The sequence below is a fragment of the Pseudoalteromonas sp. Ld19 genome (assembly GCF_045064135.1).
GTDB classification, from domain to species: Bacteria; Pseudomonadota; Gammaproteobacteria; order Enterobacterales; family Alteromonadaceae; genus Pseudoalteromonas; species Pseudoalteromonas aliena.
Genome location: NZ_JBISHA010000021.1, coordinates 232,092 through 248,021, shown reverse-complemented (window position 1 = coordinate 248,021; position 15,930 = coordinate 232,092). Strand labels below are relative to the sequence as shown.

Here is a 15,930-nt window from a genome sequence, read left to right as displayed (position 1 = left end):
TAACCTACTTAGTTTCCCCCAAATAAAGGGAGTGTGTATAGAATAAGAGCAAATATAGTGTAGCGGGCGATACCGTATCATGCTTACTTGAATGAAGCAGGAGTGATTGGATTTATAGTATTATAGATAGGCGCTATCTATTTTTATGAACGGCTGTCGATCATTAGCACATCAAGTTTAATTTGTGCTCTAGTTTGGTTTTTTATATCAATAGGCTCAATCATTTCGCACTCATCGCGAATCATTTCGGAAATTAGGCTAGGGTAATGACGGCAATCTTCTGGTCTGTCTAGATAAATACTGCATGTGTACATATTTTTAGCGAGAGGGTCTTTTTTAGGCGCAAGTTCTAAAAAAGGGCATGTGGTTAATCTTACCCCTGATTTTGGATCGAACCAAATTTCGTTGTTTTTAACGTATTCAAAAATTTCAGGATTAAAAAGCTCCCATAAATCAATTTCTTCTTTTGATGCACTTAAATCACCACCGCCGTATTTAGTACAGCATTTACCACATTGATTGCATTGTTTCATGATTGACTAATTTAGTTGGCTGTTAACGGGCTTAGAATAGCTATGAGTGTAGCATTGAATTTATTTTTAGATGTTAGTTGAGTATATAATTACTCTGTAAACTTACCGGAGTCGCAATTTAGTTAACCTGAGCTCTGAATAAGAGATTAACTAACTTATTGAATAATGATGATATTTAAATTTATTTTCTTTAGCTAGGTCCTGTTTATCTTTCGAGGTTAAATTTGCAGCAGACTGTTTGGTATTTTGGCAAGGCAGAGCCTATGTAGTGTGGTTATTCCCCATAAATAGGCGATAACGTAGCACAAATGCCAAACATGCGCTGCCCGAAGGGTTCTGCCCAGGGACTATTTACTCTTTGTGGCTCGGTTTTTACTTAGCCCACTAGGTTACAAACCTCGCGCCGCGATTAAATAGCCCCTAGATTGAACAAATTTTAATCCTGAAAGGTCAACAGACCCTAGAGATTTTCAGTGAAAACAAGGCGAATTTACGCGTCAAATAGCGGGCCTATTGCAAATAAATTCAACGCAGTTAGCGCTGAAAATAGCTGCTCAAGATAGATTTATTATTCAGAGTTCAGGTTAGTTATGATGGAGAGTTCGAAACACGCTGTTACGCTTTATTCGTTATTTTGTAGGGACGATTTTTAGTCGATGGTTTACTCTAAAAGAAAATGCATGTCGAATTTACAGTACTGGGAGTAAACATGAAAGACGCAATAAGTAAATTAAAAACAGAGTTTAATACAAGACTGTTGTATTGGAATAATCTAAAAAGTAACAAGGTTAAAGCTCTGCTTATTTTACTGTTTTTAGCGGTGGTTGGACTAAAAATTTTTACGACTATTTTTACGGTTGATTGGCTTACGAGTTTATTTAACGCATAGCTCAGTCTTAACAGGTCCAATATTCTATTTCATGTATAAATATTTCACCTGCGTCGTGTTTAACTTCTACGTCCTACCCATTATTAATGTATTATTAGGCTTAGTGACACACTATTTAAAACAGTTGTTTAAAATATTGATAACGGCTGACATAACACATTGGTGCTAAATGGTATGAGTACATTATTTAGTGGCAAAAAAGGATGATAAGTAATGATGAATACCAAAGTTTACAAAGCGGTACATGACCTAGCTGAAGAGTTAATGGCTGCAGCTAATAAAAACGATACAAAAAAATTCGAGCTACTTTATGGGCAATTAAAAGCAATTTGTATTGAAAACGAAAACACCCCAAAAGACCACCCAGTACAATGGGAAACCCTTGCTGATTTTACCGAAGAGCTAGAAGAGGCCATCGTAGGCTACGAAAAGGCACTAGAGAAGTCGATTGCGATTAACGATAAAGATCATATGTCATCTGTTGCTTTTTCAATGGCGACGTTACAGCTTGAATTAGGTCAAAAAGACGAAGCAATTAAGAATTTGCAAGATGCTAAAGTCAGTGCGAACAAAATTGCTGATAAAGAGCTCAAAGCTGAAATACATGATTTACTAGAATCATTGGTTGAAGAAGAAGGCTAGGGCGTGTTTAGCTTTAGCGCTTAGGTTGCAGCAGTGTGCGTTGTGGTTGCTTTAAACTAATTAGCAATAACAACGTATGCATGGCAGTGATAAGTATCTAAGGTGTTTTCTAGATCAGATATGTTTTAATCTAGAATTCCCATACAGCAGACGAATAACGTTAATATTATGGAGATTAAACGTGTTAAATCAAATAGATCGATGGATTGATAAGACAAACCTAGAATATAAAGACCAAAGAATTAGCTGTGACAAATTTGCCAGTGAGTTTGCAGGTTTTTATCCTACCGAATTTTTAAAAAATGCGTTTTATGTTGTGGTTGATAAAATACCTAAACCAGATTTTCCTGAACTGCGTGAAATGGGATTGGGTGACTTTATCGATATGGATGCAGCAGGCGTAACGTATAAAAATACTTATTATATGCTTTCACACGTTGCCGACAACTTAAGGGTGCACTTTCATGAGCTTGTTCATGTGGCTCAGTGGAATAATCTTGGTGCAGAGGCGTTTATACTTCGTTATATTACAGAAATTCAGTGTGCTGGTTATTATGATGCACCACTTGAGATTATGGCATATAGCTTAGATGAGCATTTTACTGATGGCCGTGAAAAATTAAACGTGGTTGAGTACGTTGCTCGCACTCTTTAGCTAATTATCCATCGTTCGGTAAATTAATATCAAAAGGATTTTTATATGATACGGTTTATTGCGTGTTCAGTTGCCTTATTTTGCGTAAATGCTAAAGCAGCCTCATTTAATGATGATATTGTGACGGCCTTGCTAGAGAGAACAACGCATCAAGTAAAGTATGATGGGGCTTATCGTTCAATCGCTTACCCAGGCGGTGATGTACCCGATAATATTGGTGTGTGTACCGATGTTATAATTCGTGCTTATCGCCAATTAGGTGTTGATTTACAAAAGCTTGTTCATGAAGATATGATAAAAAACTTTACGTTGTATCCCTCAAAACGTATTTGGGGCTTAACTAAGCCCGATAAAAATATCGATCATCGGCGTGTACCAAATTTACAAGTTTACTTTAAGCGCCACGGAGACGTTTTAAGTAACTCAAACAAGGCACAGGACTATAAAGCAGGCGACATAGTCACGTGGATGTTAGCGGGTAATCTACCGCATATTGGTATGGTTGTTAATGACAAAGCGCAAGGAACGGGTAACTCATTAATTGTTCATAATATAGGGCGAGGCCCTGAAAAAAGCGATGTGCTTTTTGATTATGAAATTACCGGCCATTATCGGTTTGTGCCACAACAATATAAACAAGATTAAAACGATTACAGCCCCAAAAGCAAAGGATAAAACAAGTGGATAAAAGCAATAAAGGGACTTATTTAAAAAAGAGTCACTTCGCATCGAAAATAGCTAATGTATTAATGAGCATCTTTTTTGGAACCTTTGGTGCGGGACTGTTTAGCGCAATAGCATGGTGGCTAAATAGCACAAATATTGAAGTAAAAGCGTATGCGAGTTTAAGTGCCTTACTCAGTGTGTTTTTTGTTGTTTTAAACGCTTTTGGCATTATTGTATGGCAGCAACCTACGTGGCTAACGTCGAATTTAAACAGGTTAGTTACTTATGCTCAACAGCGAAAAAAACTATTTATTAGCTGTTTTTCATTGTTGTGTTTAATTGTTATTAGTTACTGTATTTTTCTCTCCCTTCCACAGCCAGTTAGCTATAAGGCCAGTCATTCAGGACCGTTGCTTACTACTCCATCTGATGCACTTATTGCTGAACCACTATATATTGATTTTACGCCCATTTTAGAAGGGGTAGAGAACACCAGCACAGTGTCTTATTCCGTTGCTAAGCTAGATTTGGTCGGTAAACAGCTTACTAAAGGTATAAAAGTAACTCCAGAGCTTATTGGTGAATGGACGTGGTATAGCGAAAATCAGCTTAAGTTTACGCCAAAGCAAGATTGGCCAGCGGGGCAAGAATATAGCGTTAGTTTTGATACCGCTATTTTTAAAACGGATATAAAATTGAGCGACGATGAACACGTATTTAAAACGCCGCGCTTTAATTTAACCCTAAGTTCACTGGCGTTTTATCAAGACCCTAAAACTAAAAGTCACAAAGTTATCGCGACGTTAAAAGCAAGCCATCCGACAAATATAGACAGTATAAAAAGTAAATTAAAGCTCACTCAATCACTAACTAAAAACAGTAAAAGTTCGGTGGCTGAATACAAATTTGATGTCACTTATGACAAACATCAACGAGAAATTTACATTACGTCAGAGCCAGTACGTATTCAAGATACCGAAAGTTATATGTACCTCACACTCGACGGTGGCATAAAGCCGGTTGCGGGATCATCAAAAACGGTAACCAGCATTGAAGAGTCTGTTTTGATACCAAGTGTTAATAGTTTTTTTAGAGTTAACACCGCTAATATGTTGCTGGTAAGAAATACCGAAGACGAGCCTGAACAAACACTTATTTTAGATTTTACTGCTGCTATTGCCGCGCAAGATGTGATTAGCAAAACCACGGCTTATGTTTTACCAAAAACAACTGCTAATGGGGAAGATAAATACTGGAGTAGCCCGCGAGAGGTGACGCATGCAGTGCTTGAAAAATCGCAAAAAATTAAGCTAACTGTGATCCCCGCAGCACAAGATTCGGCTAAATTGCACAGCTTTGTATTTGACGTACCAGAAAATAGACAGGTTTATGTACATATTGACGCTGGGCTAAAATCGGCCAGTGATTTTATCATGACTAATGCCTACGACAGCATTTTAAATACACCTATGTACCCCACCGAAGTAAAAATAATGTCTGACGGTGCGCTTTTATCAAAAAATGGCGATCACAAACTGTCATTTTTAACCCGAGGCGTAAAAGCAATTCACGTTAAGGTTGGTAAAGTACACGCAGATCAAATTAATCACCTCGTGAGTCAAACCAGGGGTGATATTACTAACCCCGAATTTAACAGTTATTACTTTACAGAAGAAAATATAAGTACGGTTTCTACACGACAAATTAAGCTAAAAACGGAACATCCAAAAAAAGCGGTGTATTCGTCACTTGATTTAAGTGATAACTATAATGATTCTCTAGGGTTGGGGTTGTTTTTTGTTGATGCCCAAGCCCTTAACACACAAGACAATTATGTCTACGGGCCTAATGAAAAACGACTTATTCTTATAACAGACTTAGGTTTATTGGTAAAAAATAATGCAGATGGCTCTCATGATGTGTTTGTGCAGTCTATCGAAACAGGCAATCCTGTAGCGCACGCAACAGTCTCATTACTGGGTAAAAATGGACTCGTTGTTTTAGATAGTAAAACCGATGCGAAAGGGCATGCATCGTTCCCAATTACAACATGGTTTACACAAGAGCAGACCCCCGTTGCTTTTGTGGTAGAGACAAAATCTGACGCGTCTTTTATTCCTTATAACCGCTATGCTCGTATGATTAACTATTCGCGTTTTGATACTGGCGGAGTGAGCTCTGGCTATCAAGGAAGTAATCAAATAGATGCGTTTGTATTTTCAGATCGTGGCATTTATCGCCCTGGTGATACGGTCAATTTAGCGACCATTGTTAAGCAATCAGATTTTTCAAAATTAGGTGATATACCGTTAGAATTAGAAATTACAGATCCTAAAGGCGCCACGGTTTTTAATAAACGTGTGCGTTTAAGTAAATATGGCTTACTTGATTTTAACTTTGCAACTGAGCATAGCTCAGCGACCGGAACATATTATGTGTCTGTGCAATTGGTTAAAAATAATCGACGTGATCAATTAGGCAGTACGAGCTTTAAAGTAGAAGAATTTGTGCCAGATAGACTAAAAATCAACAGTAAATTTTCAGTGTCATCTACCAAAGGGTGGGTGAGTGCGGCAGAATTTAAAGCATTAGTAAGCCTTGAAAATCTATTTGGTACACTGGCTCAAAATAGACGCATAACCGCTGATTTACGTTTAACACCAGCAGGCTTTTACTTTAGCGAACATAAAGATTATGTGTTTTCTGATCCCAACAGTGGGGATCAAAATATTAGACAAACAAATGAATCGTTAGATGAAACCAAAACAGACAATGAAGGCAAGGCTGAGTTTAATATTGATTTAACACGTTATGAAGCAGGAACGTATCAGTTAAATTTTGCGGTTCAAGGATACGAAGAAGGTGGAGGCAGAAGTGTTCGTGCTAATAGTGCGATGCTTGTGTCACCGGTTAAACAATTAGTTGGCTATAAAACCGACGGCGATTTAAGTTACATATCTAAAAAATCCAAACGAGTCGTTCGATTTATTAACATTAACTCAGACGCTGAACTTGTTGCCCGCGATGGGTTATCGTTAAATTTAATTGAACAACAATATGTATCCACATTGGTTCAGCAAAGTAATGGAACGTATAAATACCAATCGGTACAAAAAAATAAGCAACTCACAACAGATGCATTTTATATTAGTGAGGATGGAACAGATTTTATTCTACCAACCGATGAACCAGGTGATTATTTAGCCGAGTTGGTTGATAGCCAAGGCAATACGGTCAGTAGAGTGTCGTTTACGGTAACCGGTACAGGTAATTTAGCGGGTAAACTTGAAAAAAATGCTGAGCTACAACTTCAATTAAACAAAAAAGATTACAAGCCTGGCGAAACAATAGAAATGAGCATCGTCGCGCCTTATACCGGCTCAGGCTTAATTACAATTGAAACCAATAAAGTACATGCTTTTAAATGGTTTAGTAGTAAAACAACAAGCAGCATACAAACAATAACGCTACCTAAAGGTATAGAAGGTAATGCTTATATTAATGTGTCTTTTGTGCGAAGCCTTGAGTCTCGAGAAATATTTACCAGCCCATTGAGCTATGCCGTAAAGCCGTTTGTTATTGATCGCAGTAAACGAGAAATAAAACTGGATGTAAACATACCTGACAAAGTAAAACCTGGTGACGATTTAGTTATTTCATACAGTGCAAGTAAGCCATCGCGTATGCTTATATTTGCAATAGACGAAGGGATTTTACAAGTTGCTCAGTACCAAACACCAAAGCCGTTAAACCATTTTTTACAAAAGCGTGCATTAGAAGTAGGCACAATGCAAATTGTTGATCTTATTTTACCTGACTTTCAATTAGTGCGAGAGCTTGCCTCCGCAGGTGGCGGTTATGCTGGACTTATGGCGTCAAGCTTTGAGAGTAAACAGCTAAATCCATTTTCTCGAAAAGTAGAAAAACCAGTCGCATTTTGGTCAGGTATTTTAACGCCAGACACTAAAAGCAAGGAACTGACCTTTACTATTCCTGATACATTTGCAGGTCAGTTACGTGTTATGGCTGTTGCGGTTAATGACAATGGCGTAGGTGTTAAACAAAGTACAACGCTTGTAAAAGGGCCATTTGTATTAACGCCAAATGTATTAACTACAGTAGCGCCAGGAGATGAATTTGATATTACACTAGGTGTTGCTAATACTGTTGAAGATTCAGGTAAGCAGCTTTCAATTGCGGTGAAAGCCCTTGAATCTGATAATCTTGAAATACTAAGCGATGCACAATTAACGTTAAACATTGATGAAAACGCAGAAGACACATTGACCTTTCGGGTTAAAGTACTCGATAAATTAGGCGCTGCCTCAATTACTTTTACAGCTGCATCGGGTGAGCACGTGAGCCAGCGAACAGCGACGTTGAGTATTCGCCCTGCAGTTGCTTTTGTTAGCAGCTTTGACAGTGGCTTTACCGAGTCAGGTAAACAACACCTCACAGTGCCCAGAAAGCTATACTCTAGCTTGGCGCAAGGAAGTATAACGGCATCGAAAAGTCCGTTAGCTTTGGTCGATGGGCTGATAAGCTACTTAGATAACTTCCCTCATATGTGCACTGAGCAAGTGGTCAGTAGTGTATTTCCGGTGCTCGATTATTTAGAACACCCGAGCTATATGGGTAATGTGTCGGAAAAACACAGTCGTATAAATAACTTAATCGATACACTTCGTAAACGTCAATTACCCGATGGGCGATTTATGCTGTGGCCTGGTAATACGAGCGCATCAATTTATTCTTCTCTTTACGTTATGCACTTTTTGTTGGATGCCAAAGAAGCCGGTGTAGCCATCCCAAATGACATGTGGGATATGGGGTTTGAAGGTGTCCGCAATATAGCGAGCGGCTTGTTGGCAACTAATAACAGAAACCGCGCTTACGCTATCTATTTGTTAACTCGCCAAGGTGAAGTAACCACAAATTATTTATCTGATCTAGAAAAAAGCTTTAATGCTGATAGCACTAAAGCATGGCAGCAAGATATATCGTCAGCATTTATGGGAGCGACTTATCAGCTAATGCGCGCCAGCGATAAAGCACACGCACTCATTGATGGCTACAAAATAGGCGATGATACTCAGTCAGTGACTTGGGGTCCTTATGATTCACGCCTTGCACATGACGGGCAATATATTTATTTGTTATCAAAACATTTTCCAGAGCGTTTAAAGCAACTAACAAAAGATGACTTATTGAATGTGGTTAAACCTATTTTTGAAGGACGTTACAACACCTTGTCATCTGCTTGGTCAGTATTAGCAATGAGCGCTTATTCAAACGTTGTGCTTTTAGCAACGCAATCTGATGATGTTAAAATCAAAGCGACAACTCAAAAAGGCACAACCGAAACATTAACAGTAACTCATGCACCTTATCCAAAAGCATCATTTTTAACCGACGTAGAGCAACTCGATATTTTGGCTGCGCCTCGTTCGTTTTATATGATGAGTCAAGCTGGATTTGATACACATTTACCTCAACAAGCCTTAAGCAATGGTTTAGAAGTGACTCGAGAATATCAAGATGACAGCGGCAAAAATGTATCGAGTGTTGTCCAAGGTGCAGAGCTTAATGTTGTATTACGTGTGCGTAGCACAACGGGTAAAAATATCTCGGATGTTGCCATTATTGATTTGCTCCCAGGTGGCTTTGAAATACTAAGAGACAGCGTGCGTAATAAATACAATCATTGGCAGTCTGAATATACCGATATTCGCGAAGATCGAGTGATATTTTATGGTGACTTTGGCGATATGATGACCGAGCTAACGTATAAAGTGAAAGTGACTACGGCAGGTCGCTTTGTAGTGCCGCCGGTTTATGCAGAGTCTATGTATGATCTCAGTGTAAAAGCGCACTCTCAGTCTGGCCATGTTGATGTTACTGCCGCTAAATAAGAAATACAGCGTGCGGATCAAGTTATTTTTATTGACCACAGCATTGCTTGCAGTGCTGTGGTATGTCTTTGTTCCAAAGCCAGACATAACTCAATCAACCACTTACTCAACGGTATTTTACGACAGCAGCGGTAAGTTATTACGCTTAAATTTAGCCACCGATGATCGGTATAGATTATGGACGCCCATCGAAAAAATTCCTTTAAGCGTTCAACAAGCGACTTTGTTGTATGAAGATCAATATTTTTATCAGCATATTGGCATTGATTTTATTGCTTTAGCAAAAGCATTTTACACCAGCTATATTAAAAGAAGTCGCCGCGTTGGGGCATCAACAATAACAATGCAAGTCGCTCGGTTGCATTTTGGTATGAATACACATGTTGTTTTGGGGAAAATAGAACAGATTTTTCGTGCCTTACAAATAGAGCGTCACTACAATAAAAAACAGATATTAGAAGCGTATTTTAATTTAGCGCCTTATGGCTCAAATATAGAAGGTATTGGGGCTGCAAGTTTAATTTATTTTAAAAAACCAGCATTTGAGCTCAACTTACCTGAATCATTATTACTGAGTCTAGTGCCGCAAAATCCAAGCAAACGAAACCCAATTAAGCAATCAGCTAAAGCAATACTATTAGATGCAAGACAAACACTATTTTCTCGGTGGCTTGAAGCGCACCCTAGTGATAAAAACTGGAGTGCTACAATGCAGCTGCCCATTAGCGTTCATTCATCCTCCGAGCTGCCTTTTGAAGTGCCACACTTTATTAATAACCTGCAAAGTGAATTCCCGCACCTTGAGCCCACAGAGTATAAAACAACAATAAATTTAAGCTTGCAAAAGCTGTTGGAGCGTCATGGAAAAAGTTATATAAAGAGACGCGAAAGAGAAGGGATCACTAACACATCTGCTATTTTATTGAATTATCAAACGATGGAAATAGTCGCTGAATTAGGCTCAGTTGATTTTTTTAATAATACAATCAGTGGACAAGTAAACGGTACGCGCGCAAAACGTTCGCCTGGCTCCACTCTTAAACCTTTTATTTATGCTCTGGCAATAGACGAAGGATTAATTCATCCATTATCACTGGTTAAAGATGCTCCTAAACGCTTTGGTGGCTATACCCCAGAAAACTACGATCAGCAGTTTTTAGGACCTATATCGGCGACTGATTCCTTAGTGCTAAGTCGAAACGTGCCTGCCGTCAATCTAATGTATCGTTTAAAAAAAGTGGGACTCTATGACTTACTTGTTGCGGCTGATATAAAAAAGTTACAGCCTAAAGAGTTTTATGGGTTGGCTTTGGCATTAGGTGGCAACGAAGTCACGATGTTAGAGCTCGTCAAACTATACGCTATGTTAGCTAACTTAGGGATGTATCAAAACGAGATTATTTTACAACAAGAGCCTGAGCGCGATCTTAAAAATAATACCAAGAAACGTTTACTTAGCCCCGAAGCCGCTTATTTAACGCTACAGATGTTAAGTAAAAACAACGCAGTTGATGAAATATCTTTTCAACAGCAGAGCCGGAAAATGTACCCTATTTATTGGAAAACAGGCACTTCATTTGCTTTTCGTGATGCATGGTCAGTCGGTATTGTAGGCCCTTATGTGTTAGCAACCTGGGTCGGTAATTTTTCAGGCGAAGGGCATCCTTCTTTTATTGGCCGACAAGCCGCAGCCCCTTTATTTTTTGAAATAATTCGCTCATTAGAAAGCTACGGATTAATAAAAGGCGATATAAAGCGGGGCGGCTTAAATATCGAAAAAGTAGATATTTGCTCAACAACAGGTGATTTGCCTAATGTTCATTGCCCTAAAACTCAAAAAGGGCTTTTTATTCCTGGTAAATCACCGATTAAAATCTCTGATGTGCATCGAGAAATTTTTATCGATAAAGCATCGGGGGCAAGAGCATGCCGCTTTGACGAATCGACAACAACAAAAGCCGTGTATGAGTTTTGGCCATCAGACTTAATTAGATTATTTAAACAAGCAGGCATCGTAAAACGCCAACCTCCAGCTTACCTTGCTTCTTGTGCAATTAATGATACGAGCACTTTGGGCTCAGCGCCGACAATTACATCTCCAAGCAACTTGATCAGTTACACCTTAAGAGCCAGTAAATTAACACAAGAAAGTTTACCATTTACAGCAACTACCGACACAGACTCAAGTGCTTTATATTGGTTTGTAAACAATAGCTTTGTAGGTAAAGTAGAACGCGATACGGCGTTTTTCTGGCAGCCAAAAATCGGAATATTTGAGGTGAAAGTTGTTGATAACTTAGGGCGAAGCTCTTCAACAACACTGCGCGTAAAACTGGTTCAGTAAAATAAAATGATTGTTGCTCAAAAAGCAAAGCATTAAAACGCTCTATTAGCTAAGAGCAATGATTTATTACTTAACCTGAACTCTGGTTAAGAAATTTACTAACCTATTGAATCATGGTGATATTTAAATTTATTTTCTCTAGCCAGAGATTTTTAGTGAAAACAAGGCGAATTTGCGCGTCAATAGCGGGCCTATTGCAAGTAAATTCAACGCAGTTAGCGCTGAAAATAGCTGCTTGAGATAGATTTATTATCCAGAGTTCAGGTTACTTATTCCTGTTGGCTTAGATAGCGAATTACGCGAATATAAAAATGGCAGGTGGGCAATTAGAGACAAAAAAAGACGCTGAAGCGTCTTTTTTAAATTAGCGTTTAAAGGCTAATTAAGCGAAGTTAGTGTTCGCGAATTCCCAGTTAACAAGTGACCAAAAACCTTTAAGGTAATCTGGACGCACGTTACGGTAATCAATGTAGTAAGCGTGTTCCCATAAATCCACAGTAAGGATTGGAGTAACGCCATCATCTGTTAATGGTGTAGCAGCGTTAGATGTATTAACGATGTCTAGTGAACCATCAGCAAGCTTAACTAACCAAGTCCAGCTTGAACCAAAGTTATTTACTGCTTTGTCGTTTAATGCAGTTTTAAACGCATCAAAAGAACCCCATTTAGCGTTAATTGCATCAGCAACTGCGCCAGTAGGCTCACCGCCGCCGTTTGGAGATAAGCTGTTCCAGTAAAAGGTATGGTTCCAGATTTGTGCTGCGTTGTTAAATACGCCGCCTTCTGATGAACATACGATCTCTTCTAGAGATTTGTTTTCAAACTCAGTACCAGGGATCAAACCGTTAAGCTTAACCACGTATGTGTTGTGGTGTTTGCCATGGTGAAACTCTAGTGTTTCTTTTGAAATATGTGGCTCAAGTGCGTCGATTGCATATGGTAGTGACGGTAGTTCAAATGCCATTTTTTTATCTCCGTTTTCTTTGGTTGATAGTCCATTTGGTAATACGTAATGCCTGTTGAAACAGAGCACTTATCTATACCAAGCGGTAATATAGTGTTACTATAATTGTTGAGTATTTTACTCAAGTTTAAGCAAACAGCAATGCTATTGCGAAAGACTATTTCAATTGCGGCTTTATTTGCCCATTTAAGTTATATATTTATGGTCACGATGTGTTATTTTCAAGACCTAAGTGTATTTAGCTATCGTTACTTTGAGGTTGTAGATGGAAACCATTGATAAAATTAAACAGCAAATTTCAGAAAACCCAATAATCCTTTTCATGAAAGGGTCACCTAAATTACCAAATTGTGGTTTTTCTTCACAAGCATCACAAGCGTTAATGTCATGTGGTGAACCATTTGCATACGTTGATATTTTACTTAATCCAGACATTCGTGCTGAGCTTCCAGCATATGCTAATTGGCCAACATTCCCACAGCTTTGGGTAGATGGTGAATTAGTTGGTGGTTGTGACATTATTATCGAAATGTTTCAACGCGGTGAATTACAGCCGTTAATTACAGAAACTGCTGCTAAATATAAAGAAGCTGACGCAGAATAATCGATTAAAGGTTATTAAGCTTCTTTAAACACAAAGCCACTTTTAAGTGGCTTTGTTGTTTTTAATTTTCGTGAATTTATGAATAGGGAAGGCTTATCTGCACATTTAAGCCGCCCTCTATTTTGTTATGCAAACTGATATGCCCTTGATGCGCTTCTGCAATTTCTCTGCACAGGGCAAGCCCCAAACCGCTCCCCGTGCTTTTTGTTGAATAAAAAGGCACTAAAGCATTTGCCATTACTTGTTCGCTCATTCCTTTACCGCAGTCACTGACATTAATAACACACGCTTGTGTAACGCATTCAACCTGAATATGTATTTCGGTGATGTTAGAGCCTGACTCATGCGCATTTTTTAATAAGTTTATGAGCAGCTGCTCAAGCTGTGCTTGATCTGCTTGTAACTCATGGTGTGAATTTTTTATTTCGTAGCTAAATTGCCAATGATTTTTTAAATTATTGAGTGTGTTTTGCCAGTTAACCCGCGTTTTGTGTGGTTGAGGTAACTTAGCAAATTTGCCGTAGCCTTGTACAAACTCAGTTAAATGGCTGATGCGTTCGTCAATCGTTGCAAATACACGGGCAAGGCGAGGCTCATCAACTTTATTTGCGAGCAATTGCGCACTGTGTAGCATGGATGACATAGGACCGAGTGAATTATTTAATTCGTGGCTAATAATACGTATTACTTTTTTCCAAACGGCTACTTCTTGACGACCAAGTTCACGGGTTAATTGTTTAAATATATATAAATGGTGCTTTTGATTGTTGAGTAAAAACTCTCCTGTGGCTAAATGCCAAGTTTGCGAGTCTTGATTCTCTATTTCTATATTAAAGAGGCCGTCAACACCATGCTCAACAGCGGTTTTTAATTGCAGTGGTGAAGTTGAGAGCAACTTACCGAGCTGCATGCCTTCAAGACGAGTTATGCTATTAAATAAGCTACGGCTAATTAAATTACTAAATACCACAATATTATTGTCGTTAACCAGTAGCAGCGCTTGCGGGGAGCTTTGCAATACTTTGTCGAGCATTAATTCGCGTTGATAAATCCATTGTTTTTCTTGGCGAAGCTGTTTAGCCGTTTGATTATAAAGTTGGCACAATTTTCCTAGTTCATCGTTATTTTTATACGCGAGTAAACTAGATAGTTCGCCGTCTTTAAAATTAAGTAGCCCAGTTTCGAGCGATTGCATACCCTGCTTTATTGATTTAGTTAATACCTTAGAAAGTAATATGCTCAAGAATAATGTTAGCAGTATTAGAAGTGCAGTGTGATCCAGCGTAAAGTTACTCAATGTAGCAATAGCAGCAACAGGGAGGGTGCTACAAAGTGCACAAATTAGTATGACTTTTTTACTTAGGGACAAATTATTAATAACGTTTAGCATCAATAATCAATCCCCATTTTTTGCAACCGCCTGTAAAGTGCTTGCCGGCTTAAACCAAATTTACGGGCAACCTTTGCGATAACACCTTGATGAGCGCGTATTGCATCTTCTATTTCTTGTTTAGTCGGCTCTGCTTTTATATCTTTATGCGCATTAATCGATGGCTGAAGCGCAAAGTCATTGACCGTAAGTGTGCCGCTGGGTTTTAGGACTGCGACACGTTTACAGGCGTTTTCCAACTCGCGAACATTACCAGGCCATTTGTAGTGTTTAAGTGCCTGCTCTGTATCTATATTAAGTTCTCGGTGCGGTAAAAAGTAACTAATAAGTGCCAAAATATCATCTTGCCTATCGCATAGGGCAGGCACATTGAGCTCAATTACGTTAAGGCGATAGTATAAGTCCTCTCTAAATCGTCCTTGTTGAATTGCTAGTAGTAAGTTTTCGTTAGTTGCTGATATAACGCGTACATTTACTTTGCGTGTTTGTGTTGAGCCTAAACGTTCAAATTCGCCGGTTTGTAGTACGCGTAGTAATTTCATTTGTCCAGAAAGCGGTAAATTACCAATCTCATCTAAAAATAAAGTGCCACCGTCTGCGGCTTCAAAGCGGCCAATGCGTTGTTTGGTTATACCTGTATATGCACCTGCTTCAGCGCCAAAAAGCTCGGCTTCTATAAGCTCTTGTGGCAGAGCACCGGCGTTCACCTTAATAAATGATTGCGACACAAGCGGGGAGTTTTTTTGAATGATATGTGCAATGCACTCTTTACCACTGCCGTTAGGGCCTGTAATTAATGCTGATATATCAGATTTAGCCACTTGCAGCGCCATCGTGATCAAACGCTCCATAGCGGTGCTTTTAAATATTAACCCAGCAAGATCTGCATTTTTAAATGTACCTTCACGTTCTTGTTGATGGCGGTTATGTGTCGCCACGATTTCTTTAGCATGGCCAAGTTCAATTAAGTTATTAATACAAATAAGTAATTTTGTATCGTCCCATGGCTTTGGTAGGTAGTCGGCAGCACCGGCTTTTACAAGCTCAATGGCGGTAGCAAGCTCAGTCCACGCTGTAATAAGTATAATAGGTAGGTGCGGGTTTATTTCTCGTAGTTCATAAAATAAGGTTTTACCTTCTTCGCCTGAGGTTGTGTCGCTGGTAAAGTTCATATCTTGAATTACAAGCGAGATTCGTTGATAACGCACTATTTGCAAAGCATCAAATGGATTTGTTGCCGTAACAACCGAAAAATCGTGAATTTCTAGTAACAATGAAAGTGCGTCGAGTACAGCTTGGTTATCATCAACAATGAGTATTTTATGAGTCAT

The 15,930-nt window shown here is 38.8% G+C and carries 11 protein-coding genes; 7 read left to right on the top strand and 4 right to left on the bottom strand.

From position 1 onward, the window contains the following. Nucleotides 1-143: 143 nt before the first annotated feature. Nucleotides 144-533, bottom strand: coding sequence for a YkgJ family cysteine cluster protein (locus ACJJVZ_RS13015; protein WP_077538214.1), 390 nt, complete (start codon nucleotides 531-533; stop codon nucleotides 144-146). Nucleotides 534-1,242: 709 nt separating this feature from the next. Here ACJJVZ_RS13015 and ACJJVZ_RS13010 point away from each other — a divergent pair. The 6 genes from ACJJVZ_RS13010 to pbpC all read left to right on the top strand — a co-directional run bounded on the left by ACJJVZ_RS13010 (nucleotide 1,243) and on the right by pbpC (nucleotide 11,641). After that, nucleotides 1,243-1,422, top strand: coding sequence for a hypothetical protein (locus tag ACJJVZ_RS13010; protein WP_405601042.1), 180 nt, complete (start codon nucleotides 1,243-1,245; stop codon nucleotides 1,420-1,422). Nucleotides 1,423-1,635: 213 nt separating this feature from the next. Further along, nucleotides 1,636-2,064, top strand: coding sequence for a Replicative DNA helicase (locus ACJJVZ_RS13005; protein ID WP_077538212.1), 429 nt, complete (start codon nucleotides 1,636-1,638; stop codon nucleotides 2,062-2,064). A gap of 181 nt (nucleotides 2,065-2,245) precedes the next feature. After that, nucleotides 2,246-2,719 (top strand): hypothetical protein, encoded by a 474-nt coding sequence (locus ACJJVZ_RS13000; RefSeq protein WP_405601040.1) that lies wholly within the window; start codon nucleotides 2,246-2,248, stop codon nucleotides 2,717-2,719. A 45-nt stretch (nucleotides 2,720-2,764) separates the two neighbouring features. After that, complete coding sequence (locus tag ACJJVZ_RS12995) at nucleotides 2,765-3,364, top strand: DUF1287 domain-containing protein (RefSeq protein ID WP_405601037.1); 600 nt, start codon at nucleotides 2,765-2,767, stop codon at nucleotides 3,362-3,364. A gap of 35 nt (nucleotides 3,365-3,399) precedes the next feature. Further along, nucleotides 3,400-9,297: an alpha-2-macroglobulin family protein gene (locus ACJJVZ_RS12990; RefSeq protein WP_405601036.1), complete on the top strand. Its 5,898-nt coding sequence runs from the start codon at nucleotides 3,400-3,402 to the stop codon at nucleotides 9,295-9,297. Nucleotides 9,298-9,307: 10 nt separating this feature from the next. After that, entirely contained in the window at nucleotides 9,308-11,641 is a 2,334-nt protein-coding gene (gene pbpC, locus ACJJVZ_RS12985) for a penicillin-binding protein 1C (protein WP_405601033.1), read from the top strand. 382 nt (nucleotides 11,642-12,023) lie between these two features. On the opposite strand, the gene ACJJVZ_RS12980 is transcribed toward pbpC, so the two are convergent. Further along, nucleotides 12,024-12,605: a superoxide dismutase gene (locus ACJJVZ_RS12980; protein WP_193155580.1), complete on the bottom strand. Its 582-nt coding sequence runs from the start codon at nucleotides 12,603-12,605 to the stop codon at nucleotides 12,024-12,026. 265 nt (nucleotides 12,606-12,870) lie between these two features. On the opposite strand from ACJJVZ_RS12980, the gene ACJJVZ_RS12975 reads away from it, so the two are divergent. After that, a complete protein-coding gene (locus ACJJVZ_RS12975; protein ID WP_004335359.1) occupies nucleotides 12,871-13,209 on the top strand; it encodes a Grx4 family monothiol glutaredoxin in 339 nt (112 codons plus the stop codon). Nucleotides 13,210-13,285: 76 nt separating this feature from the next. On the opposite strand, the gene ACJJVZ_RS12970 is transcribed toward ACJJVZ_RS12975, so the two are convergent. Both ACJJVZ_RS12970 and ACJJVZ_RS12965 read right to left on the bottom strand, forming a co-directional pair. Next, complete coding sequence (locus ACJJVZ_RS12970; protein WP_405601028.1) at nucleotides 13,286-14,599, bottom strand: sensor histidine kinase; 1,314 nt, start codon at nucleotides 14,597-14,599, stop codon at nucleotides 13,286-13,288. Then, on the bottom strand, nucleotides 14,599-15,930 hold the full coding sequence (locus tag ACJJVZ_RS12965) for a sigma-54 dependent transcriptional regulator (protein ID WP_182701100.1): 1,332 nt from the start codon (nucleotides 15,928-15,930) through the stop codon (nucleotides 14,599-14,601). Before ACJJVZ_RS12965 ends, ACJJVZ_RS12970 begins: the two co-directional genes overlap by 1 nt.